Source organism: Dyella mobilis (assembly GCF_016904945.1).
GTDB lineage: Bacteria > Pseudomonadota > Gammaproteobacteria > Xanthomonadales > Rhodanobacteraceae > Dyella_B > Dyella_B mobilis.
This window is the reverse complement of sequence record NZ_JADIKF010000037.1, coordinates 149,084-172,710: the sequence shown is the minus strand read 5'-3', so window position 1 is coordinate 172,710 and position 23,627 is coordinate 149,084. Positions and strand designations below refer to the sequence as shown.

General features: G+C 62.4%; 20 protein-coding genes. 6 read left to right on the top strand and 14 right to left on the bottom strand.

Annotation, left to right across the window (positions count from 1 at the left end; all coding sequences use genetic code 11):
* Window positions 1–207 precede the first annotated feature (207 nt).
* The 4 genes from ISS99_RS06690 (at window position 208) to ISS99_RS06675 (ending at window position 6,209) form a co-directional block, all read left to right on the top strand.
* Window positions 208–3,024, top strand: a complete 2,817-nt coding sequence (locus ISS99_RS06690; RefSeq protein WP_204630828.1) for a TonB-dependent receptor plug domain-containing protein — start codon at window positions 208–210, stop codon at window positions 3,022–3,024.
* Between the two features lie 190 nt (window positions 3,025–3,214).
* Window positions 3,215–4,444 carry a nucleoside recognition domain-containing protein gene (locus ISS99_RS06685; protein ID WP_204630827.1) on the top strand — a complete coding sequence of 410 codons (1,230 nt, stop codon included), beginning with the start codon at window positions 3,215–3,217 and terminating at the stop codon, window positions 4,442–4,444.
* 19 nt (window positions 4,445–4,463) lie between these two features.
* Window positions 4,464–5,339, top strand: coding sequence for a methylglyoxal synthase (locus ISS99_RS06680; protein WP_204630826.1), 876 nt, complete (start codon window positions 4,464–4,466; stop codon window positions 5,337–5,339).
* A gap of 18 nt (window positions 5,340–5,357) precedes the next feature.
* The gene (locus ISS99_RS06675; RefSeq protein ID WP_204630825.1) at window positions 5,358–6,209 is read left to right on the top strand and encodes an NRDE family protein; all 852 of its coding nucleotides are present in this window, start codon (window positions 5,358–5,360) and stop codon (window positions 6,207–6,209) included.
* On the opposite strand, the gene ISS99_RS06670 is transcribed toward ISS99_RS06675, so the two are convergent.
* The 12 genes from ISS99_RS06670 to folE form a co-directional block, all read right to left on the bottom strand.
* Window positions 6,145–6,546 (bottom strand): YchJ family protein, encoded by a 402-nt coding sequence (locus tag ISS99_RS06670; protein WP_204630824.1) that lies wholly within the window; start codon window positions 6,544–6,546, stop codon window positions 6,145–6,147. The two genes, ISS99_RS06675 and ISS99_RS06670, sit on opposite strands and share 65 nt — an antisense overlap.
* 79 nt (window positions 6,547–6,625) lie before the next feature.
* Window positions 6,626–6,823 (bottom strand): hypothetical protein, encoded by a 198-nt coding sequence (locus ISS99_RS06665; RefSeq protein ID WP_204630823.1) that lies wholly within the window; start codon window positions 6,821–6,823, stop codon window positions 6,626–6,628.
* An 83-nt stretch (window positions 6,824–6,906) separates the two neighbouring features.
* The gene (locus ISS99_RS06660; RefSeq protein ID WP_204630822.1) at window positions 6,907–7,485 is read right to left on the bottom strand and encodes an NnrU family protein; all 579 of its coding nucleotides are present in this window, start codon (window positions 7,483–7,485) and stop codon (window positions 6,907–6,909) included.
* A gap of 67 nt (window positions 7,486–7,552) precedes the next feature.
* Window positions 7,553–8,113, bottom strand: a complete 561-nt coding sequence (locus tag ISS99_RS06655) for a HutD/Ves family protein (protein ID WP_204630821.1) — start codon at window positions 8,111–8,113, stop codon at window positions 7,553–7,555.
* The gene (dinG, locus tag ISS99_RS06650; RefSeq protein WP_204630820.1) at window positions 8,110–10,212 is read right to left on the bottom strand and encodes an ATP-dependent DNA helicase DinG; all 2,103 of its coding nucleotides are present in this window, start codon (window positions 10,210–10,212) and stop codon (window positions 8,110–8,112) included. The genes ISS99_RS06655 and dinG overlap by 4 nt, the downstream gene beginning before the upstream one ends.
* Entirely contained in the window at window positions 10,202–11,908 is a 1,707-nt protein-coding gene (locus tag ISS99_RS06645; RefSeq protein WP_204630819.1) for an NAD(P)/FAD-dependent oxidoreductase, read from the bottom strand. The genes dinG and ISS99_RS06645 overlap by 11 nt, the downstream gene beginning before the upstream one ends.
* A gap of 218 nt (window positions 11,909–12,126) precedes the next feature.
* Window positions 12,127–12,792: a DsbA family oxidoreductase gene (locus ISS99_RS06640; RefSeq protein ID WP_204630818.1), complete on the bottom strand. Its 666-nt coding sequence runs from the start codon at window positions 12,790–12,792 to the stop codon at window positions 12,127–12,129.
* Between the two features lie 101 nt (window positions 12,793–12,893).
* Window positions 12,894–15,926, bottom strand: a complete 3,033-nt coding sequence (locus tag ISS99_RS06635; RefSeq protein ID WP_204630817.1) for a TonB-dependent receptor — start codon at window positions 15,924–15,926, stop codon at window positions 12,894–12,896.
* A 325-nt stretch (window positions 15,927–16,251) separates the two neighbouring features.
* A complete protein-coding gene (locus tag ISS99_RS06630) occupies window positions 16,252–16,758 on the bottom strand; it encodes a DUF1993 domain-containing protein (RefSeq protein WP_204630816.1) in 507 nt (168 codons plus the stop codon).
* On the bottom strand, window positions 16,755–18,101 hold the full coding sequence (locus tag ISS99_RS06625; RefSeq protein ID WP_204630815.1) for a TCR/Tet family MFS transporter: 1,347 nt from the start codon (window positions 18,099–18,101) through the stop codon (window positions 16,755–16,757). Before ISS99_RS06625 ends, ISS99_RS06630 begins: the two co-directional genes overlap by 4 nt.
* Before the next feature lie 161 nt (window positions 18,102–18,262).
* The gene (locus ISS99_RS06620) at window positions 18,263–18,589 is read right to left on the bottom strand and encodes an EF-hand domain-containing protein (RefSeq protein WP_204630814.1); all 327 of its coding nucleotides are present in this window, start codon (window positions 18,587–18,589) and stop codon (window positions 18,263–18,265) included.
* Window positions 18,589–19,191 carry a GTP cyclohydrolase I FolE gene (folE, locus tag ISS99_RS06615; RefSeq protein WP_204630813.1) on the bottom strand — a complete coding sequence of 201 codons (603 nt, stop codon included), beginning with the start codon at window positions 19,189–19,191 and terminating at the stop codon, window positions 18,589–18,591. Before folE ends, ISS99_RS06620 begins: the two co-directional genes overlap by 1 nt.
* 128 nt (window positions 19,192–19,319) lie before the next feature.
* Between folE and ISS99_RS06610 the strand changes: the two genes are divergently transcribed.
* Window positions 19,320–20,135, top strand: coding sequence for a shikimate 5-dehydrogenase (locus ISS99_RS06610; RefSeq protein ID WP_204630812.1), 816 nt, complete (start codon window positions 19,320–19,322; stop codon window positions 20,133–20,135).
* A 64-nt stretch (window positions 20,136–20,199) separates the two neighbouring features.
* On the opposite strand, the gene ISS99_RS06605 is transcribed toward ISS99_RS06610, so the two are convergent.
* Entirely contained in the window at window positions 20,200–21,624 is a 1,425-nt protein-coding gene (locus ISS99_RS06605; RefSeq protein WP_204630811.1) for a DNA recombination protein RmuC, read from the bottom strand.
* Window positions 21,625–21,767: 143 nt separating this feature from the next.
* Here ISS99_RS06605 and ISS99_RS06600 point away from each other — a divergent pair, with 143 nt between their 5' ends.
* Window positions 21,768–22,409 (top strand): Pr6Pr family membrane protein, encoded by a 642-nt coding sequence (locus ISS99_RS06600; protein WP_204630810.1) that lies wholly within the window; start codon window positions 21,768–21,770, stop codon window positions 22,407–22,409.
* A gap of 14 nt (window positions 22,410–22,423) precedes the next feature.
* Here ISS99_RS06600 and ISS99_RS06595 read toward each other — a convergent pair whose 3' ends face one another.
* Window positions 22,424–23,596 carry a class I SAM-dependent rRNA methyltransferase gene (locus ISS99_RS06595; protein ID WP_204630809.1) on the bottom strand — a complete coding sequence of 391 codons (1,173 nt, stop codon included), beginning with the start codon at window positions 23,594–23,596 and terminating at the stop codon, window positions 22,424–22,426.
* Window positions 23,597–23,627 lie beyond the last annotated feature (31 nt).

The following is a 23,627-nucleotide window of genomic DNA, read 5'->3' as shown; positions in this document are numbered from 1 at the left end:
TTTATATCAATTAGCTGTAGCGGTAAAAATCAAGAAAAATCTCTGCATCCGCATGCGTAATATATTACGTTTTGTTAAAGGCTTGTGTGACTCCTCCACAGTGTGGAAGACTTCGGACGTGTCCCCACACACCCAACGTTCCCCTTTCTAGTTCCATCCCTGCGTTGGGCTAATCACAAATCAAGTTGTTCCTTGGAGGGTTGTAAAATGACTCGTAATAAGCTTGCGCTTTCGTTGGCGGGCTTGCTGCTGGCTCCGATTGCCGGCACTGCATTTGCCCAGAGCGCACCGGCCCAAGATCAGACGCAACAGCCGGCCGCCGACCAGACCAATACCAAGCAGTTGCAGACCATTACCGTGACCGGTTCGGCTCTGCCCCGCATTGACACCGAAACCCCGTCGCCGGTGACCGTGATCACCGCGCAGCAGATTGCGCGCAGCGGTTTCACGACTGTTTCCGACGTGGTTCGCTCCATCTCCGCCGACAACAGCGGTTCGATCCCGACCTCCTTCACCAGCGGCTTTGCCGCGGGTTCGTCGGGCGTGGCGCTGCGCGGTTTGACCGTGAACTCCACCCTCGTGCTGGTCGATGGCCATCGCGTGGCCAACTACGCGCTGCCGGATGACGGCGAGCGTTCGTTCGTCGACCTCAACTCGATCCCGATGAACGCGGTCGAGCGCATCGAAGTGCTGAAGGACGGCGCCTCGTCGCTGTACGGCGCCGACGCGATTGCCGGCGTGGTCAACATCATCCTGAAGAAGAGCTTCCAGGGCGTCGAGGCTTCGGCACAGGCCGGCACCTCGCAGCACGGCGGCGGCTTCACCCGTCGCGTCACCCTGCTCGCCGGTTCCGGCGATCTGGAAAAAGACGGCCACAACGCCTACCTCAACATCGAATACCAGCAGGACAGCCCGATCTACAATCGTGATCGCGGCTTCCCGTACAACACCAACGACCTGAGCCGCATCGGTGGCAACAACCAGTTGCCGGGTCAGCCGGGCATCAACTCCGGTTCGGTCTACGGTTCGGTGTTCCCGGGCCAGATGATCAACGGTGTGGTCACGCCGGTTACGGGTGGCCAGTACCAGGTGCTGAACCCGAATGGTTGCGGCCCGCGCTCCACGCTGGTCAACAACGGCGGCCAGTATTGCACGCAGAACTTCATCACCCAGTACGGCGAGATTGAGCCGGAAGTGAAGCGCGGCGGCATTTCCGGCCGCTTCACCGTGAAGCTGGACGAGAACACGACTGCTTACCTCGACGCGAGCTACTTCCAGACGGAAACCCTCTCGACGAACGCCGCCGGTCCGGCCCAGATCCAGTCGGGCTTCCAGCACAACACCAACGGCATCGCGTTGCCGCCGACGCTCGCCAACGGTCAGCTCAACCCGAACGATCCGTACGCCTCTGCCGGTCAGTACGCGCTGATCAACTACGCTTTCGGCGACTTGCCGAGCCAGGGCCAGTTCGACGATACCAACCACAACGTGCGCCTCACCGGCGACGTGGCCACCACGGCTGGCGATTGGCATCTGGACACCTCGGTGGTGCTCAACCACACCTGGTTGGACATCCACAATTTCGGCTTCGTCAACTACGACCAGTTGATGAGCGACGTCAGCACGGGCGCCTACAACTTCGTCAACCCGTCGACCAACTCGGCCTCGGTGTTGTCGGCACTGGCCCCGCGCCTGGCCAGCCAGGCCACCACGGATCTCGATTCGATCGACTTCCGCGCTGACCGCGAGCTGTGGGACCTGCCCGGCGGTTCGCTCGGCCTGGCCACCGGCGTGGACATCCGTCACGAAGCGCAGAATGCGCCGCAGCTCAACCCGGGCGGCCTGTACCAGGGCCTGGGCCTGGCCCAGACCATCGGCAGCCGCAACGTTTCCGGTGCGTATGTCGAATTCGACGCTCCGGTGCTGCAGTCGCTGGAAATCGACGCTTCGGGCCGTTTCGACCACTACTCCGACTTCGGCAACAACTTTGCGCCGAAGGTGGGTTTCAAGTGGCAGCCGAATGAAATGATCGCGGTCCGCGGCACCTTCTCGAAGGGCTTCCGTGCGCCGAGCTTTGCCGAAGACGGTTCGTCCGAAGCGGAAGGCTTCATCGGTTTCAACCCGCCGCAGTCGTTCGCTAACGCACATGGCAACAACGGCTACGTGCAGCCGTACACGTTGGGCGTGCTGTCGCTGGCCAATCCGAACATCAAGCCGGAGAAGTCGACCAGCTTCACCTTCGGCACGGTGTTCCAGCCGCTGCACAATCTGAGCTTGTCGCTGGATTACTACCAGATCAAGAAGACCGACGTGATCGTGCAGGCGGACCCGGCGTCTGCCCTGGCGGCATACTTCGCCGGCCAGCCGCTGCCGGCGGGTACCCAGGTCATCGCCGACATTCCGGACCCGCAGTACCCGAATGCACAGGCGCGTCCGCTGATCGTCGAAGCGCCGTACATGAACGCCAACTCGCTGCTGACCAAGGGCGTGGACCTGGAAATCAAGTACGACCAGGACATCGGCTACGGCGTCCACTGGAACAGCGACCTCAACACCACCGACATCTTCACCTGGAAGCAGACGCTGCCGAACGGTACCGTGGAGCAGTTCGTCGGCACCAATGGTCCGTACGAAACCTCGTCGGGTGCAGGTACGCCGCGTGTACGCGGTTCGTGGGCGAACAGCTTCACCTACGGTCCGACCACCATCACCGGCACGTTCTACTACACCAGCGGCGAAAAGATGTCCGCCGCGGACGTCGGCCCGGGCTGCCTGTACACCAACACGGTGACCGGTGCGGCGCTGCCGTCGAGCTGCTACATCAGTTCGTTCCTCGACTTCGACCTGACCGGCAACTACGACATCAACAAGCACGTCGCAGTGACCGCTTCGATCATGAACGTGTTCGGCCGCAAGGCTCCGATCGATCCGGCCAACTACGCAGCCGTGAACTACAACCCCACCTACGACATGGCCGGCGTGATCGGTCGCTTCTTCAACGTGGGCGTGAAGGTGAAGTTCTAAGCCTGACGACGGATACGCCGCAACCGGATTCGGCTGCGGCGGCTCCATCCAGGGTTTCGAATCGAGCATTCCAGACGGCGTACCGGTTATCCGGTGCGCCGTTTTTTTATGCGGGGATGGCGCTGGCTAGCCGCCGCTTTGTCGTCGACAATGCAGGCATGCCCGTCCGCTCCGACCTCATCCTTCGCGCATGCTGAGCCGCCTGTGGTTCGGCTTCTTTATCGCGGCTGCGCTGGCCGCGCTCGCGCGCTGGTTGATCGGCGGCGACGAAGCGGTTTTTGCCGCCATCGTAGGGTCGCTGTTCGAGATGGCGGACCTGTCCGTCAAATTGATGCTGATGCTGTTCGGCACGCTCACCTTGTGGCTGGGCTTTCTGGGCATTGCCGAAAAAGCCGGGCTGGTCGACGGGCTGGCGCGGCTGCTCGGCCCCTTGTTTGCGCGCCTGATGCCCGGGGTGCCGCGCGGCCATCCGGCGATCGGTTTGATCACGCTCAACTTCGCCGCCAATGCATTGGGTTTGGATAACGCCGCCACGCCGATCGGCCTGCGCGCGATGCGCGAGTTGCAGACGCTCAATCCTTCCGACACCACGGCCAGCAACGCGCAGATTCTGTTTCTGGTGATGAATGCGTCGTCGCTGACATTGCTGCCGGTGATGGTGTTCATGTACCGCGCGCAAGCCGGTGCGCACGATCCGACCCTGGTGTTCCTGCCGATTCTGCTGGCGCATTTTGCTTCCAATCTGGTCGGGCTGTTGTCCGTGGCCTATGTGCAGCGGCTGCGCCTGTGGGATCCGGTGGTGTTGGCGTGGCTGCTGGGCGGCGGACTGGTGCTGGCGGGGTTGTTGGCGTTTCTCGCTTCGCTGTCCGCCACGGTGCTGGCTTCGCTGTCGTCCTTGCTTGGCAATCTGGCGCTGTTCGGCATCATCATCGTGTTTCTCTGTGCGGGTGCGTACAAGCGCGTGCCGCTGTTCGAGAGTTTTATCGATGGCGCCAAGCAGGGCTTCGACGTATCCAAGGATCTGCTGCCTTATCTGGTATCGATGCTTTGCATGGTGGGCGTGCTGCGCGCTTCCGGCGCACTGGATTTCGCACTGGACGGCATTCGCTGGCTGGCGCAGCACGCGCACCTGGATACGCGTTTCGTGGATGCGCTGCCCACCGCATTGGTGAAGCCGTTTTCAGGCAGTGCGGCGCGCGCGATGATGATCGAAACCATGCATCATTCCGGCGTGGACAGTTTTCCGTCGCTGCTGGCCGCGACGGTGCAGGGCAGCACCGAAACCACTTTCTACGTGGTGGCCGTCTATTTCGGCGCGGTAGGCATTCGCCGTGTGCGCCACACGGTGGGCTGCGCCCTGCTTGCCGACCTGGCCGGTGTGCTGGCGTCGATTGCGGTGTGTTATTGGTTCTTTGGCTAAATCATTCGAGGGGAAGCGCATGCGCATGGGGCTGGCCGCCAACGCGATTCATCACGATCACGACGACGCGGCGCTGTTTCGCTGGCTGAGAGCATCCGAGCGCGGCATTCGCGAATTGCAGCTCAGCCTGCACGCGGTGGGGCGCACCTACGCGGCGATCCTCCGCGTCGGCCTGCTGGCCGATTATCCAGGTCTCATCCGCTATCCCTATGGCCACGAAGGCGGCCTGATGAAGCTGGTGGCTGAAGTGGTGGGCATGCCCGAGCCCGGACGAACGCTGGATGGCGCCATCTACCTGATCAATCCGGTGGACCCTTCCTCCACGTTTCCGGAGGCCGTGGCGTTGAAGCGCCAATGCGTGATTCACCAGAAGGCATTCATTTCCACCGTGGCCTCGGCACGGGACTGGATCGAGAGCGAGCGCATCCACGCCGGCTTTGCGCCGGACCCGGGTGCCGACGACCTCTATGCCTTGGAAAGCCAGACGATTGCGCTGATCGCACACGATGCCATGAAGCCGCAGATGATGGCCTACGCCGCCGATCATTTCGACGTGCTTTCGCGTTTTGCGCATCGCGTAGGCACTGGCACCACCGGGCAGCAATTGAATGAGCTGGCCTGGAGCCGCGGCTGGCCGCAGGACAGAAATTGGGTGGAGCGCTACAAGAGCGGGCCGATGGGCGGGGACGCGCAGATCGCCGACCGGGTGCTGGAACGCCGCTGCCAGCGCGCGATCTTTTTCGAAGACCCGCACGTCGCCCGCCAGCACGAGGCCGATATCCAGCTGCTGGAGCGCGCGGTGACCACGGTCACGGACCAAACCGTCTGCATGACCTCGCCGCGGGTCGCCCATCGCTGGGCCGAGGCGGTGCGGCAGCGCGCTGGGCGCGGTTGAGTTAAAATCCTCCTCCCTATGTGCCTGATCGCCTTCGCCTGGCATACCCACCCACGCTGGCGCCTCCTGCTGGCGGGCAACCGCGATGAATTCCACGCGCGGCCGAGTGCCCCTTTGTCGCGCTGGGACGAACTGCCGGTCATCGGCGGCCGCGATCTGGAAGCCGGCGGTACCTGGCTCGGCGTGACCGAAACCGGGCGCTGCTGCGTCGTGACCAACGTGCGCGACCCGCGGGATCCGCAGCGAGGCACGTCTCGCGGGCTGCTAGCCACCGATTACCTTGCCGGTGCGCACGATGCGGCCGGGCACGCGCAGACCCTGCTCGAGGGTGCGATGGACTATCGCCCCTTCAACCTGCTCACCTTCGATGCCGAACACGGTTTCTATATCGGCAACCGCCCCGCGGCACGCGCACAGCCGGTCACGCCTGGCGTGCACGGTCTTTCCAATGCCGACTTCAACACGCCCTGGCCCAAGACCAAGGCGCTGATGACGCGCCTGCAGGCCTGGCTGGACGCCGGCCACGAAGTGGATTTCGCCCCGTTGTTCCGCGCGCTGGCCAATACGGAGCAGGCCGCGGACGAGGTGTTGCCCGATACCGGTGTGGGCCTGGAGCGCGAGCGCTGGCTGTCGTCAGCCTTCATCCACGGATCGGAGTACGGCACGCGCGCGAGCACCATCGTGGCGATCGGCTATGACGGCAAAGGGCTGATCGTGGAGCGGCGCTTCGGGCCGAACGGTCGCTTCGAAGGTGAAAGCGAACTGCCCTTGAAGGTCCCGACGCTGGAAAAGGCGGCGCGCCGTTTCAGCTTTCCGGAAACTGCCCGTCCAGGTAATACCAGCGCCCCTGCTCACGCACGAAACGGCTGATTTCATGCATGCGCTGGGCCTTGCCGCCGCCGTAGCGCAGGCGCGCAATGAACTCGACCATGGCGTGCTCGCCATCTTCCTCGTGCCGCTTCACATCCAGGCCCAGCCAGCTCGGCGCAGGTTGCTGCGTAGCCAGCTTTAGACTGGCCGGGCGCGTGCTCGGATGCCAGGTGGCGAGCAGATAATCCTCGCGCTTGAGCACGTAGGCGCTGTAACGCGAACGCATCAGCGTCTCGGCCGTAGGAGCGACAGCCCCTTCGTGCAGCGGCCCACAGCAGCGCGCGTAGCCGGCATCGTTGCCGCAAGGGCAGGGCGTGAGCGTATCGATGGCTTGCAAAATGCGGGTCCGCGGCGAGACAGCGCCCCATCCTGCGCCTACGGGCTGCAAATGCAAAGAGGCCTGGTGCCAACCGGCCCTAGATGGGGCGTCCGCGCAGCACGCGGGCGGGCAGCATCAGCATGGCGCCCAGGAATGCGAACACGGCGGTAACCGTCATGCCCAACAGGCGGAACGGCAGCAGCAACAGCCACACGATGGGATACAGCACCAGCGCCAGCAACGCGAGCGGCCAGCAGAACACCAGTAACACCAACCAAAGCAGAAAGCCGACCATGGGTCTCACCACGCCATCAGATCAGTAGGCGTGACTCTAGCTCACCCAGGATGGCCGGCGTAGATGACTGCCGGCACCCCCGTTCAATTCATCGGATTGACGCCGATCAGCAGGCTGTGCAGCCAGAACGCGAACAGCGCCCAGACCGCCACGCCCATCACCACGGCCACGATATCGCCCTTGAGCGTTCCAGCCGGATAAGTCGTGCCGTCCAGGCGGTCACGGCGGCGCGAAACGGCAAACAGCACGATCGACCAGATCAGGAACGGCACGAACAGCACCAGGTCGTGCAGCATGCCGGTGGCGAGCAGGTGGCCGAACGACCAGGTTTTCACCGCCAGCACCTGCGGGTGTCCGAGCTTGGCCTTGAAGTGATTGCCGGGCACGCGCGCCGCGAAGAAAAGGATCAACGCGACCAGCATGAACAGGCCGTTGAGATGGCGCAGCCACTCCGGCGGCGCATAGATCAGCACGGGATGCTGCCGCGCCAGGCCGAAGCCCCAGATGATCAGCACCAGGCCGATGATCGCGCCGATGGCAAATACGCCCTTCCAGGGCTTGAGACCAACGCGCGCGATCTGCCGGTTGCGCCAATCGTTGGCGAAGATGCGGATGGAGTGCAGGCCCAGGAAGAGAATCAGGCCGAGGACCAGCACGGACATGGTGGAACCCTCGTAGCTATTGAGCTTTGTAGCTCTCCCTGGCGGGAGAGGGCGTTATCCAAGCGCACTAATTCCCGCGCAATTCCACCCGCGCGACAAGTGCCAATGTTCCCGGATCCAAAGTGACGCGCCCGGTGGATGCGGTGGGCAGCCAGGCGTCACCCGCCTGCAAACGCCCATCGGCGGTATCCACGTGGCCCTTGGCGCAGTAGATCAGCGCCACGGCATCGTCCACCACTTGTCGCCCCGGTTCGTCCCACACCACCAACTCGCCCTGCGCGTGCGAGCGCCGCAGCATCAAGTTGAAATCGCGCGTGGCGCCGCCGTGCAACGTGACCGCTACTTGCGCTTCACCGGGAAACGCAAACGGTGCGAACGGTGTGGTGAGCGCGTGCGTGCGCCCGTCGTCCAGTGTCATGGTCAGGCCGGCGCCGTCGAGCAGGGCGATGGTGCGATCGATGCCCGGAAACGCGGAAAACGGCGCCGCACTGTCGACTTCAGCCACGCTTACGCGCCAGATGAAATCGTCCATGCCCGCGCCGGCAGGATGGGTGGCGAGCTCGCGCGTGCGACCCATGCCGTTTTTCCAGGGTGTTGCGGGACACTCACGCAGACGGATGATGCTCATGCAGTACGCTCGATCACGCGTTGGAAGGGTGGCAAGGCTTTTAGCATCTGACTGCCGTATTGCCGCGTAACGACACGGCGGTCCAGCAGTACGATGCGGCCGCGATCGGTTTCGCTGCGAATCAGTCGGCCGCAGTATTGGGTGAGCAGGCGCGTGGCTTCGGGCACGGCCACTTCAATGAAGGGATTGCGGCCGCGCGATTCCAGCCATTCGGCATAGGTGGCGCCGACCGGATCGGTAGGCACCGCAAAGGGCAGCTGGGTAATCACCACGGTTTCGCACAGCTTGCCGGGAAGGTCGAGGCCTTCGCCGAACGAGGCCAGGCCAAACAAGGTGCTGCCCTTGCCGGCTTCGATGGCGGCGGTGTGTTCGGCGATCAGCTGCGTTTTGCCCAGCGAGCCTTGCGCGCGCACCTTGCGCACCTTGTCGATGGGCAGGCGCTGCAACACGCGCTCAAGCTTTGCGCGCGAGGTGAACAGCACCAGGTTGCCGGCATCCCAATCCAGATGTTCGGCCAGCCAATCGGTGATCTCTTGCGCATGCTGTTCGCGCGCATCGGGCAATGCGGAAATGGCCGGCACTTCCAGGCGCGCCTGCGCGCTGAGATCGAATGGCGAGGGCAGGCTGATGGTGATGGCGTCGTCGGGCAGGCCCACGGCATCGGCAAAGCCGCGGAAATTGCCGCCCGCGCTCAAGGTGGCCGAGGTCATCACGGCGGCGCTGGCGTTATCCCAGAGAATATTGCGCAGCAGGGCGCCGGCCGACACCGCCGAAGCATGGCAAACCAGTTGCTGGTCTTGCGAAAGGGTTACCCAGCGCGCCAGCGGCGGTGCGTGCTCCGGGTCATCGCTGGACCACGCGCGCCAGGTGCGCACCTGACGGTCCAGGCGTTCCAGTGCCATGCCCAGTTCGCGCGACAAGGCTTCCTGCGTGGGACCGCCTTCGCTCATTTCGGTGACCGTGCGGCGCACCGCGGTCAGCCATCGCTGGATCTCCGCAGTGGCGACATACAGCATGCTGGCGTGATGAACCCAGTTCTCCGGCAGCTGCCCCAGCGAGCCGCGATACATCGGCTCGGTTTCGCCCGGGTCCGGCAACCACGACTGGCGTATTTCTTTCTCCAGCGCTTCGAGCGCGTCGCTGAGTTCCTGCAGTTTTTCGTCGCCGACATCCAGCGTGAGCTTGCCGATCACTTCCTTGTCGGTCAGCGAATACGCCGCGTGAACCTGGCGGCCGAGGCGGCTGATCTGTCGCACGACAAACCCCAGCGGAACTTCCGACGCACCGCGGTCGATGGTCTTGTTCGGCATGTGATGCGCTTCGTCGAACACATACACGGTTTCTTCCGGCTTGGGCAGAAACACGCCGCCCCAGCTCTCTTCGCCGCTGGACAAGGTGAGATCGGACAGCACCAGGTCCTGGTTGGCGACGATGATGTCCGCATCGGCCACGGCGCGGCGCGCCGCGAAGAACGGACAGGTCATGAAGAAGCCGCAGCGCCGGCCGGTACAACCGCCTGCGCTGGTGGTGATCATGGCGCGCAGCATGTCGCCGGGCGTTTCCGGCGCGGCATCCATGTCGCCGTTCCACTCGTTGCGGTCGAAGGCATCGGTGAGCTTGCGCATCACCTGCTTGTCGCGCTCGGCCGGTGGCTTGCTCCACATGGCAAGATCTGCATCGAAGCCCAATCCCATCTGCCCGCTGTCGCCCAGGCTGTTGCCGGCCATACGCAAATTGCGCGGGCACAGGTAACGGCCGCGGCCTTTGGCCAATGCCACCTTCGCTTCGCTGCCGTTGAGCCTGAGGTAGAGCGGAATGTCGCGTTCGACCAACTGCTCCTGCAAGGCCACGGTGGCGGTAGCGATCAGCAGTTTCTTTTTTTGCGCTTTCGCCACTTCCGCGCCGGCCACCAGATAGGCCATGGATTTGCCGGTGCCGGTAGGAGCTTCGATCACCGCAGCGCCGCCGGCTTGCGCCAACGCCTTGGCGACCTCGGCGATCATGCGCAGCTGCGCGGGGCGTGCGCGAAAGCCGGGCAATCCATCCTTGATGCGCGCATACGTGTCGCGGATGCGGTCCTTGAGTGCGTCAGTCAGCATGGGCTGCGCCGGTGATGCTCAACGCCACCGCCTCGGCGACGCGAATGCCGTCGACACCTGCGGAAAGAATGCCGCCGGCATAGCCGGCGCCTTCGCCGGCGGGAAACAGTCCGCGCGTATTGAGGCTTTGGCAATCGTCTTCGTTGCGCCGAATGCGCACCGGCGAAGAGGTGCGCGTTTCGACGGCCGTAAAAATCGCGTCGGCGCGTCCGAAACCCTTGATCTTGCGGTCGAACGCCGGCATCGCTTCGCGAATGGCCTCGACGGCGTAGTCGGGCAAGGCGTGCGAAAGATCGGTGAGGCGCACGCCGGGCTTATAGGAAGGCTGCACCTCGCCCCATGCCGTGGATGCGCGGCCGGCAATAAAGTCACCCACCAACTGGCCGGGTGCGTCATACGTGCCGCCGCCCAGTTCGAAGGCGCGGCTTTCCCAATGACGTTGCAGTGCAATACCTGCGAGGGGACTGCCACTGCCGTCGTAAGGCACAAAATCGGCCGGATCGATGCCCACCACGATCGCCGCATTCGCGTTGCGTTCGTTGCGCGAATACTGGCTCATGCCGTTGGTCACCACGCGGCCCGGCTCACTGGCGGCGGCCACCACCGTGCCGCCGGGGCACATGCAAAAACTGTAGACCGAACGGCCGTTGCGGCAGTGATGCACCAGCTTGTAGTCGGCGGCGCCCAGCAACGGATGGCCGGCCTGCGGGCCGAAGCGTGCACGGTCGATCATCGATTGCGGATGCTCGACGCGAAAGCCGATCGAGAATGGCTTGGCTTCCAGGTACACGCCGCGCTCGTGCAGCATTTCCACGGTATCGCGTGCGCTGTGGCCCAGCGCGAGCACGACGTGATCGGTGCGAATGGTTTCCCCGTTCGCCAGGCCTACGCCGCGCACGTGACGGGTGCCTTGCGCATCGGTTTCCACCAGCAGATCGTCCACGCGGTGCTGAAAGCGAATCTCGCCGCCCAGCGATTCGATGGTGTTGCGCATGTTCTCCACCATCGTCACCAGGCGGAAGGTACCGATGTGCGGCTTGCTTACATAGATGATTTCTTCCGGCGCGCCTGCCTTCACGAATTCCGTGAGAACTTTGCGGCCATAGTGGTTCGGATCGGAAATCTGGCTGTACAGCTTGCCATCGGAGAACGTGCCCGCACCGCCTTCGCCGAACTGCACGTTCGATTCCGGATGCAGGTTGTGCTTGCGCCAAAGATCCCAGGTGTCCTTGGTGCGCTCGCGCACGGCTTTGCCGCGCTCCAGAATTATCGGGCGAAACCCCATCTGGGCCAGCAGCAGGCCGGCGAACAGGCCGCAGGGCCCCAGGCCGATCACGACCGGCCGGTGGGAATGCAGCTCTTTTTGAACAGTTCGGCCATGGATGGCCGATTTTTGATCTTCGCTCTCCGCGGCAGGGATGTCGCGTGAAACTACGAAGCGGTAGCTGGTATCGGGCGTGGGGCGCACGTGCGGATCGTCCGCGAAACGTTGCAGCAACTGGGCCTCGTCGGCCACATCCACATCCAGCGTATAGATCAGCTGGATCGCCCCGCGCTTGCGCGCGTCATACCCACGGCGAAAAACGCCATAGCTGCGAATCGCCTGGGCACCGATGTGCAACTTGGCGCGAATGGCCGCCGCCAGCGCCTCTTCGGCGTGGTCCAGCGGCAGCTTGATGTCGGTGAGTCGCAGCATGCAGGGCGGGGCGGATGGAACGGCGGGCTATTGTCTCAGAGCCGGCCCGAAACCGCTGCATGCGTGGTCCATTGGCCACATTTCCGGCCTGGAAAGCCCGCCTCGAGCTGTGCCTAGCGGGTTGTCGTCCCGGCTTGGACCGTTTGCGCTGGCTTGGATACCGCCAAAGTCACCAGGCCCCGGCCTGCGCCGGGGCGACGAACGTGTGGATTGTGCGCTCAGGAAGTGGCTTTGGCCTCACCTGCCACCTGCCGCAGGATCTGCTCGAAGGCCTCGGGCGGTTGCCCGCCCTGGATCAGATACTGCCCGTTGATGATCACCGAGGGTACCGCGCGAATACCTTGCGACTGATAGAACCGCTCCTGCTCGCGCACTTCCTTGGCGAATTGGTCGCTGTCCAGCACGGCGCGAGCTTTCGAGGCATCCAGTCCTACTTCTCCGGCTACGCGCGCGAGCACATCGTGCGAACCGACATTCTCGCCGCCGCCGAAATAAGCCTTCAGCAGCGCTTCCTTCAATGCGTATTGCTTGCCTTCCTGCTCCGCCCAATGCAGCAGGCGATGTGCGTCGAAGGTGTTGTAGATGCGGCTGCGCTTATCCATGTTGAAGGTAAAGCCCAGCGCTGCGCCGCGCTGGCGGATGCCTTCCTGGTTCTTCGTCATCTGTTCGGGCGTGCTGCCGTACTTGTGGGCGAGGTGCTCGGCCACGTCCTCGCCGTCGGGAACCATGTCGGGGTTGAGTTCGAACGGTTGGAAATGCACGTCGGCGTGGATCTCGCCATCCAGATTCTTCAACGCCTGTTCCAGCGATTTCAGGCCGATGGCACACCAAGGGCAGACTACGTCGGAGACGAAGTCGATTTTTAGAGCAGGCGTCTGTGACATGACCGAGTACCTAGGTAAGGTAGAAACTCCCTAAATGTGGCTGAGCGTAATGACTATCAAGGTCAGGGCCGATGGTGTCGGCCCTGACCTTGTGGATTGATCTACCAGTCGTACGAGGCGGACAGCCGCACATAACGGGGAGTTTGCAGATACAGCGGCATGCCATAGGTGTTGGATACCGTGTAAGGGGCTGTCTCATAGGTGGCGTCCAGAACGGTTGGCTTGCGATCATTCAGTACATTGAAGATATCCAGATTGAGTGCGAGCTTGTTGTCTGCAAAAGCCGGTCGATAAGTTGCTCCAAGATTGAGCTGTTTGGTCCACGGAAGGCGACCAAGGCTTCCGAGGGGAGTGGGTTTCCCTGCGCAATAGTGATAGCTCGAACGATAGAGGACAGGGTCTGAATCGTCGGAACCATAGTAACCAAGGCAAACTTTCGGAGCTCCGGATGTGACTTGCAAGGAGCCTGAAATCAGCCACTCCGGAGTGATCTGGTACGAGCCGTATGCCTTGAATTGATGGGTGCGATCATTGGACAGAACGCCGTTGCTGTACTCCATCAGCTGCCAGAAATCCCAGTCTTGCGTTTTGGAAACATCGTCCTGTCCGATAGTGGAAAGCACCTGACCTTCCGTATTGCCATAGCTACGCGAGAAGGTGTAGTCGATCCGACCTTGCCATTTGCCATCGAACGGATGCTCGAGGAACAGATCAAGCGCGTAATACTTGCGCTTGGCGTTGTTGGTGAAGCCCCAATCGCTATTGGTCATGGTGACTTCGCTGAAACCATTGCCATTGCTGTTGGGCAGCAGGAAGGTATTCGTTCTTCCAGGATTGAAGATCAGGCAACCTTCCGGGATGTCGACCGTATCGGGATCAACGCCTTGCGCAATGGCCGTCTGCACCAACCTGTCCGTGTCGCATACATCGTCGATAGCGGTTTGAAGCTTGCGCACGGTGATCTTGGCTCCATAGAGCCAATCGTTGCCGAGTGTTTTATTGAAGCCTAGGATGGCCTCGTCTTGGTACTGGGAGCGCAGGTTTTTGGCTGCGACCGTCTTGGGATTCGGTGCTTGCCCATATTCATTATTGGCGGAGACCGGCCCTGGCCCGAGCGGCTTGAGGCCCGTTGGCGCTCCGCTGGACGGATCAATGCCTGAGTAGGTGAAATATTCCGTCGTATAGGTGGAGCCGGACGCGGCTCGTTCCGCCACGCTATTGGGTAGGGCGAGGTAGTAACGGCCGAGGTTGCCAAAAACCTTGAAGGTGGAGCCGCCGAGAACATCCCAACTGAAACCAAGCCGTGGTGCCCATTGATTGGTGTTGTGGACAAAGGACTGGTGCGCAAAGTTGTAGTTGGTGAACTGATCGTTCCGCAAGCCTATGTTTAGCAGCCAATGATCGTTGATTTGCCAGTGGTCCTCGATGTATTGCGCCTTCTGTTCCACGGACATGCTGGTCGTGGTGGTATAGATATACCGGTAGACGTAATAGCCGCTGCCGCCAGGTGCGCCCACGCCGTAGTCGGGATTTATAGGCTTGCTTGGATCCGCAACTTTGCCGTAGACCCACGCGTATCCGGGGCCAAAGACTTGCTGTCCCTCATCATGGGCAGAGCTGTTGATGTTATCGATGCCTGCCGAAAGCAAGTGGCTGCCGAGCTTGTATTCAAGGTCCATTCGCAGGCCGCGACTGCTGTAATGGGCATTGGGGGACTTTACGCTTGAGGTGGTGATGCCGTTGCGGATCGGACTGCCACCCGTAATGGCAGGGTCCTGAAGGGTTACGCCGCTGAGAAAAGGAAGGCTGGTATTTGCACCGGAAACTTCGCTGTAGTCGATTGCCCTGTTGACGTCATATGTCGCTGAGAAGGTAAGGTCGTCCGTGATATAGCTGGTGAACTTCCCGCTATATATGTCTGATCCTGTTTTTGTGGAAAGGTCGTGGCCAAACAATGCCCCTCGTTGGGCGGTGGCATAGTCGTACGCATAGAGGTTGCTGTTGTAGGAGTTCTTGCTGGATGCGTTGGTGAATTCGAGGATATTGCTATCGTTGATGTTCCAATCGAGCTTCACGTAACGCTTGGGTAGCTGGTAGGTGTAGTTGGTGATGGCAGGCTGGGAGGAGGCGATGCTTGAGGTTGATTGTCCATTTTGCTTTTGCGCTTCCACCGCGGCAAAAAGGAACAGCTTGTCCTTGATTAACGGGCCGCCAAGATAAGCATCATAGGTCGCTATGGTGCTGGTGTTGTCTCGCCGAGATCGAAAGAGGGTTCCTGGCAAGGTGCCATCGGCATAGCCGTAACCTTCAGGCAGAGGACGGTTCGGGTAATACATGTTTCTTGGGTCGGATGCTAGTGAGCCTGGTGTCCACTGGACCTGTGCTCCAAAATGCCACTCATTGGTGCCCCGCTTGCCAATCTGGTTGATCACGCCGCCGGTCGAGCGCCCATACTTCGCGCTATACCCGCCTGTGAAGGTCTCTTGCTGATCAATGGCGCCGTAGGGCAGGCCGATGCCGCCGAGTCCATTGAGTGGGTCTGTGCTGTTGAATCCATTGATGTAATACGCGTTCTCGGAAACAGATGAACCGCCGAAGGATACGAGTGCGTTGCCCGTCGGTCCTGCGAAATAGCTGCTGCCGGCGACGACACCTGGGGCAAGCGTGGCGATGGCTTCCGCCGTGCGTCCAATGGGAAGTCGCTCGAGTTCTTTGGCCGTTATGACTGTGCGAGAGTCGACGGTAGATACATCGATGCGTGGAATGGCCGACGCGTTGACGCTGATTGCCTGGAGGGATTTTGCATTGACCTCCGACGCAAACGACACTTCGGTGTTGGAGTTCACCACGACCTGCACCTTGTCACGCGAATCGACCGTTGTGTCGTCGCGCTGCAGTGTCACCGTGTAGCTGCCTACCGGAAGGGTATTGATGGTGTAGCGTCCGGAGTCGCCTACGGTTGCTTTGCGGGTTACTCCCGTATCACTGGTCGCCGTAATGATTGTCCCGGGTTGTGCCTGGCCAGAGATGCTGCCGGTGGTGGACTGGGCTGAGGCGTCCGTGAAACCGAAAGTTGTCGCGCACGCCAACGCCAGCAACCTGTAGCCGTGCCGCCGGTGATTCCCTACTTTCATCTCGTATCTCCCTGGTCGTGATTTTTTTGGCGACGCCACATTCATGCGAAGCACATTCAGGCAAAGGCTGCCCGCCGGACGATGGGTCCGGTTCTTGCAAAAATGTGGCGGCTCCCTGCTGCGGTTACGAATCAGCAGATGACTTCGGTAACCGGGAGTACATTAGTAATACGCGGTAAACAGGTGTCGCAATGGGATGCGTCTGAAACTGATGTGGGCACGTGCGCGCGCCACGTCAGGTGACCGGAAGACCATCGACGTGATGATGTGAAAAAAACGGCGCGGACTGAGCCGCGCCGTTCGTCAGTAAAGCTTGTCAATCAGCTCAGGGCTTGCCGAGGTAGTCTTCTTTGCCGATGTTCGTGCCTGTCGAGCGCAGGATGTCGTACGCCGTGGTGCAGTGGAAGAAGACGTTGGGGATGACGAAGTGCAGGAGGTAGGACTGCCCTTCGAAGTGCATCTCGCCACGGCGCATTTGCAGGGTGATGGCGCGCGTTTCGCTGCCGTCGATCTGCTCGGGCTTGAAACCCTTGATGTAGTCGATGGCGCGTTCGATGCGGCTGTAGAGTTCGTGGAACGAGGTTTCGTTGTCTTCGAACTTCAGCGGGTCCACGCCGGCCAGGCGCGCGGCGGCGTTCTTGGCCATGTCGGTGGCGATCTGTACCTGCTTGACCAGCGGCAGCATGTCGGGGATCAGTCGCGTGTTCAGCATTACCGAGTCCTCGACATTCCTGGACTTGGCGTGGGCTTCGCCCGCTTTCAGCACGTGGTGCAGGTTGTTGAGTGCGCGTAGGAACACGGGCACGGAAGCCTGGTACATGGAGATGCTCATGGGAATGACTCCGGTTGATCGTTGGCAAGGGGCTCGTGATGGACGATGTCCGTCACGGGGGAAAGTTCGGCGCCATGCGTGGTGGCGGGATTCTCGCCAGGCTGTACCGGATGGAGGTGCCGGATGGCGTAACTGGCGAGCATCGTGGCGGCGCTGATCAGCAACGCGGCAAGCACGAAGGCAATGCCGGGGAGATGGGCCGGCGCGTGGTCGCTGATGAACAAGGCGAACAGATTGGCGAACACGGCCGGGCCGAAGATGCCGGCGAGGCTGGCCAGACTGCTCAGCGCACCTTGCAGGCGACCTTGTTCGTGTGGATCCACCTGTCGGGTGATCAGTGCCTGCGAGGGCGGTCCGGCCAGTCCGCCCAAGCACAGGAAGGGGATGCCGAGCAGGAACATCCAGCCCACGGATGACAGGCCGAAGAACAGGTAGCCGACCACACACAGCGGCAGACCCAGCATGATCAGGCGGCGCTCGCCCAGCTTCGGCATCAGTTGGCGTACCAGCACTGCCTGCACCAGGCCGCTGCAAAGGCCGACCAGGCCCAACGTGTAGCCCACGGCCTGCGGGCCCCAGCCATAGCGATAGTCGGTGTAGAGCACGTAGGTGGAATTGAGCGAGAACTGTGCGAGGTTGATCAGGAACAGCACCGTCGCGAAGGCGAATACCTGCGGATAGCGGCGCAGCAACAGCAGTGCGCCGAAGGGGTTGGCATGCCGCCATTCAAAACGCTTGGTGCGCCGTTCAAGTGGCAGCGATTCGGGCAGCACGAAGAAGCCGTAGCAGAAATTCACCAGCGACAGCCCGGCCGCTACCCAGAACGGCAGGCGCAGGCTGATGTGGCCGAGAAAGCCTCCCAGCGCCGGTCCCACGACAAAGCCGAGGGCGAATGCGCCGCCCATCGCGCCGAACGCCGCAGCACGCTTCTCTTTTGGCACGATGTCGGCAATGTAGGCGTTGGCGGTGGAGAAGCTGGCCGAGCAGATGCCGGAAACGGCGCGGCCGAAAAACAGCAACCACATCACCGGTGTCAGGGCCATCACGATGAAATCGACGCCGAGGCCGAAGCTGGAAATCAGGATGACCGAGCGACGCCCGAAGCGGTCCGACAGCGTGCCCTGCACCGGCGAGAACACAAACTGCATCAGCATGTACACGGTGCCGAACGCGCTGGTCCACACCGCCGCCTTGGCGATGCTGCCGCCGATCAGATCCACGATCAGGTGCGGCAGCACGGGAATGATGATGCCGAAGGCCAGCATGTCCAGCATCACCGTGACGAAGATAAAGGCGAATGCGGCTTTGTGGCGGGAAGAGTTGGGGTTCGGTGCGGAATCCATGCGGGGGCGCCGACGGCCTGCTGAAAGGAGCAAAGTCCCAACGATAGCCGATGGTGGGTGACTTGGCATGGGCTGCGTTTGCACAAAGCGTCGCACCTGGCCAGGAGCGCAGACATGCGCTTAACACTCTCGCTTGCCGCAGCACGTAAACCGCGGCGCGCTCACTGCGGCGGCTGCATCAGTTCCTGCTCCGTCAGATAACCGTGATGGTGGCGGTCGAGCTTGCGAAATTCCTTGCGCAGATCGTTCTGCCATTGCTGCAGGGTCACGGCCTTGCCGCGACCGCCGGGCAGTTCGTCCGGCTCCAGAATGCCGTCGTGATTGCGATCCAGGCGATAGAAACCCTGACTCATATAGGCCACGTATTCGGTTTCGCTTACGCGGCCGTCACCGTTGCTGTCCATGGCCTGGAACAGTCCGGATGCCGTGCCCTGCGCCAGCGCCGCCAGTGGCAGCGCCAGGCACAGTGCGACGGCGGCGATACGCATCAGCGGCGCGCGCCGTGGATGCCGATGAAATCGAGGAATTCGGCGCGGGTGCGGGCGTCCTCGCGGAAGGCGCCGAGCATCTGGCTGGTGATCATCGACACGCCGCGCTTGTGCACGCCACGGGTGGTCATGCACTCGTGGCTGGCGTCGACCACCACGGCCACGCCGGCGGGATGCAGGTTTTCCTGGATGCAGCGGGCGATTTCCGAGGTCATTTTCTCCTGCACCTGGAAACGGCGTGCATAGGCATCCACCACGCGCGCCAGCTTGCTGATGCCGACCACGCGGTTGGTCGGCAGGTAACCCACGTGGGCGCGGCCGATGATCGGCGCCATGTGATGTTCGCAGTGGCTTTCGAACTCGATATCGCGCAGCACGACCATCTCGTCGTAGCCGGCTACTTCTTCGAAGGTGCGGCGCAGGTATTCGCCCGGATCCACCTGGTAACCGCTGAACCAGTCGCCATAGGCCTTGACCACGCGCCGGGGCGTATCCAGCAGGCCTTCGCGCTGCGGATCTTCACCGGCCCAGCGCAGCAGGGTGCGCACCGCTTCTTCGGCCTGCTCGCGGGTGACGTCGGTGGGCGGGTGCTGCTCGCTCATGCGGTTTCCTTGGTGCGGTTCAGGCCTACAAGTGTAGCGCCCGCGTGAAGGTGGTAGGGTCGCAGCAATGTGGGGGCGGCATGGCCGAACTCCAAGCGCTTTCTTTTCATACTGTTAGAGCTTTTCCGATGTCTCTTTCCATCAATCGCGACACCCGGCTGTGTATGTCCCTGTCCGGCCGGCCTGGCAATTTCGGTACGCGTTTTCAGAATTTCCTGTACCAGGCTATGGGCTTGAACTACGTCTACAAGGCCTTCACCACTCGGGACCTGCCAGCGGCGATCGGCGGCATCCGTGCGCTGGGAATTCGCGGTTGTGCCGTCTCCATGCCGTTCAAGGAAGCGTGCATCCCGCTGGTCGATACGCTTGACGCGTCGGCGGAGGCGATCGCCTCGGTCAACACCATCGTCAATGACGAAGGGCATCTGCGCGCGTATAACACTGACTACATCGCCATCCGCAAGTTGATCGACAGCCATGGCCTCAAGCCGGAGACGAAGCTTGCCTTGCGCGGCAGCGGAGGCATGGCCAAGGCGGTGGCGTGCGCGTTTCGCGATGCCGGGTTCAAGTGGGGTCACATCGTGGCGCGCAATGAAGCGGCGGGACGCAAGCTGGCGCAGACCTGCGGCTTCTCGTGGGCGGCAGATACCTCAGGCTTGGACGCAGCGTTGTTGATCAACGTGACGCCGATTGGCATGGAAGGTCCCGAAGCGGACCAGCTGGCTTTTGATCGCGTGGATGTGGAGCGCGCAACGGTCGTGTTCGACGTGGTGGCATTGCCGCCGGAGACGCCGCTGATCCGATTGGCGCGCTCGCTTGGCAAGCCGGTGATTACCGGCGCCGAGGTGATCGTGTTGCAGGCGGTGGAGCAGTTTGTGCTCTATACGGGCGTGCGGCCGGATGGCGCGCTCATCGCCGAAGCCGCTGCCCACGCGTTGAGCTAAGCGCGGGTCATAGGTTGGGTTGCCCCGGACTTGATCCGGGGGTAACCCAACCTGCCCAGGTACGTCAGTCCTCGGCAGCTTCCTCATCGCCGATGGACGTATCGCCCAGCAACTGCTGGGCCTGTTCGCCGGGCAATGATTCCACCTCGCGCAGCTTGCGCTCGATGGCGCGCGTGCGCACGCTGGTGGCGTCGATGTGCTTGCCGGCTTCGTCGAGTTTCTTGCGTACCATTTTCAGCACTTCGCCGAACTTGCCGAATTCGTTCTTCACCGCGCCGAGCAATTGCCACACTTCGCTGCTGCGCTGCTGGATGGCCAGCGTGCGGAAGCCCATCTGCAGGCTGTTGAGCAGCGCCGACAGTGTCGTGGGGCCGGCGATGGTGACGCGCTGCTCGCGCTGCAGGCTTTCGAACAAACCGGGGCGGCGGATGACTTCGGCGTACAGGCCTTCGGTAGGCAGGAACAGGATGGCGAAATCGGTGGTGGCCGGCGGCGCGATGTACTTGGCGCGGATGGTTTTGGCCTCTTCGCGGATGTGGCGTTCCAGTGCCAGTGCGGCCCGCTCGACGGCCTCCGCGTCGGCCTGTTGCTGGGCTTCCAGCAGGCGTTCGTAATTCTCGCTGGGAAACTTTGCGTCGATCGGCAGCCACACCTGGTGGTCGCGGTCGCTGCCGGGGAGGCGGATGGCGAATTCCACGCGGTCGGCGGAGCCGGGCACGGTGGCGACATTGGCGTCGTACTGGTCAGGCGTAAGCATCTGTTCCAGCAAAGCGCCCAATTGCATTTCGCCGAGGATGCCGCGCGTCTTCACGTTGCTCAACACACGCTTGAGATCGCCCACGCCGCTGGCCAGCGACTGCATTTCGCCGAGGCCGCGCTGCACGGCTTCCAATCGTTCGGAAACCAGCTTGAAGGATTGGCCAAGGCGCGTTTCGAGCGTCGATTGCAGCTTTTCGTCCACCGTGGCGCGCATTTGTTCCAGCTTGGTGGCGTTGTCCTGCTGGATGGCGCCGAGCTTGGCTTCCAGCGTGGTGCGCACTTCGCCCAGGCGCTTTTCGTTGTTCTCGGCGAGATCGCGCAGTTGCTGCTGTTGCTGTTCGCCCAGGCGAGCCAAGGTGGCGGCCAGTTCTTCGCGGCCGCGGCGGGCGTCTTCGGCCAGGCGCTGGGCGAGCGCCTGCATGCCGGTATCGGTGCGCTCCGTAAGCAACTCCAGGCGTTGGCCGAACAGGCCGATGCGTTCCTGCTGTTGTGCGGCGGTGGCATCGAGCTGTTCCTGCACCAGGCTGCGGAATTGCTGCAAGGCTTGGCTGAGTTCGCCGCGTCCGGCGCGCTGCTCCTGTGCGAGTGCTTCGCGCAGGTGGCGGTTGTCGTCCTTGATCGCGTCCAGTCGCGCGTGCAGGCCGGCATCGCCGCGTCCGCGCAGCAGGATCAGCACCTGCAGGATCAGAAGAATGACGGCCAGGACTAGCAGGATGTCGATCGGGGGCATGGGCGATTCCAGGGATAGCCGGGTACAGTTTACGCGCTACCGTGTCATGGCTTGAGATCGTCTCGCGACAAGCAGCGATCGCCGGGCGACGAACGGCCGGGATTTGACGAACGAGGCCGCCTTTTATCCGCAAGGGAATCACGATGACTCCGACCTACATCAAGGCCCGCCCGCTGCTGGCGCTCATCGCGATACTCGGCTGGGTGGCCGTGCTGCTGCAGCTCTATCTGTCGATGCGCTACGCCGCGGGGAATGGAAAGTCCTTGGGGCAGGGGCTCGTGATTTACTTCGGGTTTTTTACCGTGCTCACCAATTGGCTGGTTTGCGTGGCGGTAACGCTGCCGTTGCTCGCACCTTCTTCCGCGCCCGGAAGGTTTTTTGTGCGGCCGGCGGCAGTGGGCTGGATCACGGCAAGCATCGCCTTCGTAGGCATCGCCTATTACGTGCTGCTCCGCCACGTGTGGCAGCCGCAGGGCCTGCAACTGGTGGCCGATGTGCTGCTTCATTACGCTGTGCCGATACTGGTTCTTATCTACAGCCTGGCAGCGTTGCGCGGCATGGCGCTGCGCTGGACGGCGCCGTTGTGGTGGAGCCTGTATCTGGTGGCGTATTTCGTTTATGTGCTGATACGCGGTGTGCTGATCGGCACCTATCCGTACGGGTTTGTCGACGTATCGCTGTTGGGCTACGCACTGGTCATGCGCAATGCGTGTTTTCTGTTGGTGGCGTTCTGGCTGCTCGCCTATGTGCTGGTGCTGGCCTGGCGGCTGGGAAAGCGCGATTAGAGCGCGCTGTCGCGTCAGTCGACGCGACAGAACACCGCCTTGAGGTAACGGCTTTCCGGTACATCGGTGCGTACTGGATGATCCGCGCCGGCACCGCGCACTTCCAGGATCTGGATTTCGCGGCCGGCATTGAGCGCCACGCGGCGCAGCATTTCCAGGAAGTCCGCTTCGCTTACCAGTCCCGTGCAGGAGCAGGTCAGCAGCAGGCCGCCGGGCGGGATCACGTCCAGCGCCAGCCGGTTCATCGCGAAATACTTCTTCAGCGCATCCAGCACCTTGGTGCGGTCGCGGGTGAGCTTGGCCGGGTCGAGGATCACCGCATCGTAATGCTCGCCGCGGGCAACCGCCTGGCGCAGCCATTCGAAGATGTCGGCCTGTTCGAAACGCACGGCTACGCCGTTGGCTTGGGCGTTGGCGCGGGCGATTTCCAGGATGCCGGCATCCATGTCCACGCCGACCGCCTCGCTGGCGCCCGCCGCTGCGGCATGCACGGCGAAGCCGCCGGCGTTGCAGCACAGGTCCAGCACGCGCCGGCCGCGCGCGAGTTCGGCAAAACGGCGGCGGTTTTCGCGCTGGTCGGCGAAGAAGCCGGTCTTGTGGCCGTACCCGGGCGCAGCGTGAAAACGCAGGCCGTGTTCGTGCACTTCCACCGGGGTGGGGGCTTCCATGGCGCGGCAGTCGAACGATTCCTGCTTCTGCACGTGAGTTTCGGCAAACCAGTACAGGCGCGCGCCGGGGAAGTGGCGCAGCAGTGCGGCGTGGATCGCATCGCGGAATTTCCACGTGCCCGCCGCGAAGTATTCGACGACCAGGATGTCGGCGTAGCGGTCGACGATCAGGCCGGAGAGTCCGTCGCCTTCGCTGTGCACCACGCGCCACGCATCGGTGACGGTGTCGAGCGTCAGCAGTTCGCGGCGCAGTTGCACCGCGCGATCGATGCGTGCGGCGATCCACTGCGCATCGATCGGTTCATCGGCAGCCGTAGTGAGCAGGCGCAACGCGATGCGTGCATGCCCATTCCAGAAGGCGCGGCCGACGAAGCGGTTCTTGGCGTCGATCACGTCGACCACGCTGCCCGGAGGAATGCGTGACTCGGGCTTGTGCACCTGGGCCGACCAGACCCAGGGATGGCCAGGCGTACGATCGGATTTCAGGCGGATAACGGGCAGTTCGGCGGGGCTGTTCATCCGCCTATGATAACCGCAGTGCCCGCTTGAG

What these genes read in the sequence shown, in the direction of transcription:
- ISS99_RS06690 (WP_204630828.1), top strand. Translation starts at nt 208, where the DNA reads ATGACTCGTAATAAGCTTGCGCTTTCGTTGGCGGGCTTGCTGCTGGCT.
- ISS99_RS06685 (WP_204630827.1), top strand. Translation starts at nt 3,215, where the DNA reads ATGCTGAGCCGCCTGTGGTTCGGCTTCTTTATCGCGGCTGCGCTGGCC.
- ISS99_RS06680 (WP_204630826.1), top strand. Translation starts at nt 4,464, where the DNA reads ATGCGCATGGGGCTGGCCGCCAACGCGATTCATCACGATCACGACGAC.
- ISS99_RS06675 (WP_204630825.1), top strand. Translation starts at nt 5,358, where the DNA reads ATGTGCCTGATCGCCTTCGCCTGGCATACCCACCCACGCTGGCGCCTC.
- ISS99_RS06665 (WP_204630823.1), bottom strand. Translation starts at nt 6,823, where the DNA reads ATGGTCGGCTTTCTGCTTTGGTTGGTGTTACTGGTGTTCTGCTGGCCG.
- ISS99_RS06660 (WP_204630822.1), bottom strand. Translation starts at nt 7,485, where the DNA reads ATGTCCGTGCTGGTCCTCGGCCTGATTCTCTTCCTGGGCCTGCACTCC.
- ISS99_RS06655 (WP_204630821.1), bottom strand. Translation starts at nt 8,113, where the DNA reads ATGAGCATCATCCGTCTGCGTGAGTGTCCCGCAACACCCTGGAAAAAC.
- dinG (WP_204630820.1), bottom strand. Translation starts at nt 10,212, where the DNA reads ATGCTGACTGACGCACTCAAGGACCGCATCCGCGACACGTATGCGCGC.
- ISS99_RS06645 (WP_204630819.1), bottom strand. Translation starts at nt 11,908, where the DNA reads ATGCTGCGACTCACCGACATCAAGCTGCCGCTGGACCACGCCGAAGAG.
- ISS99_RS06640 (WP_204630818.1), bottom strand. Translation starts at nt 12,792, where the DNA reads ATGTCACAGACGCCTGCTCTAAAAATCGACTTCGTCTCCGACGTAGTC.
- ISS99_RS06635 (WP_204630817.1), bottom strand. Translation starts at nt 15,926, where the DNA reads ATGAAAGTAGGGAATCACCGGCGGCACGGCTACAGGTTGCTGGCGTTG.
- ISS99_RS06630 (WP_204630816.1), bottom strand. Translation starts at nt 16,758, where the DNA reads ATGAGCATCTCCATGTACCAGGCTTCCGTGCCCGTGTTCCTACGCGCA.
- ISS99_RS06625 (WP_204630815.1), bottom strand. Translation starts at nt 18,101, where the DNA reads ATGGATTCCGCACCGAACCCCAACTCTTCCCGCCACAAAGCCGCATTC.
- ISS99_RS06620 (WP_204630814.1), bottom strand. Translation starts at nt 18,589, where the DNA reads ATGCGTATCGCCGCCGTCGCACTGTGCCTGGCGCTGCCACTGGCGGCG.
- folE (WP_204630813.1), bottom strand. Translation starts at nt 19,191, where the DNA reads ATGAGCGAGCAGCACCCGCCCACCGACGTCACCCGCGAGCAGGCCGAA.
- ISS99_RS06610 (WP_204630812.1), top strand. Translation starts at nt 19,320, where the DNA reads ATGTCTCTTTCCATCAATCGCGACACCCGGCTGTGTATGTCCCTGTCC.
- ISS99_RS06605 (WP_204630811.1), bottom strand. Translation starts at nt 21,624, where the DNA reads ATGCCCCCGATCGACATCCTGCTAGTCCTGGCCGTCATTCTTCTGATC.
- ISS99_RS06600 (WP_204630810.1), top strand. Translation starts at nt 21,768, where the DNA reads ATGACTCCGACCTACATCAAGGCCCGCCCGCTGCTGGCGCTCATCGCG.
- ISS99_RS06595 (WP_204630809.1), bottom strand. Translation starts at nt 23,596, where the DNA reads ATGAACAGCCCCGCCGAACTGCCCGTTATCCGCCTGAAATCCGATCGT.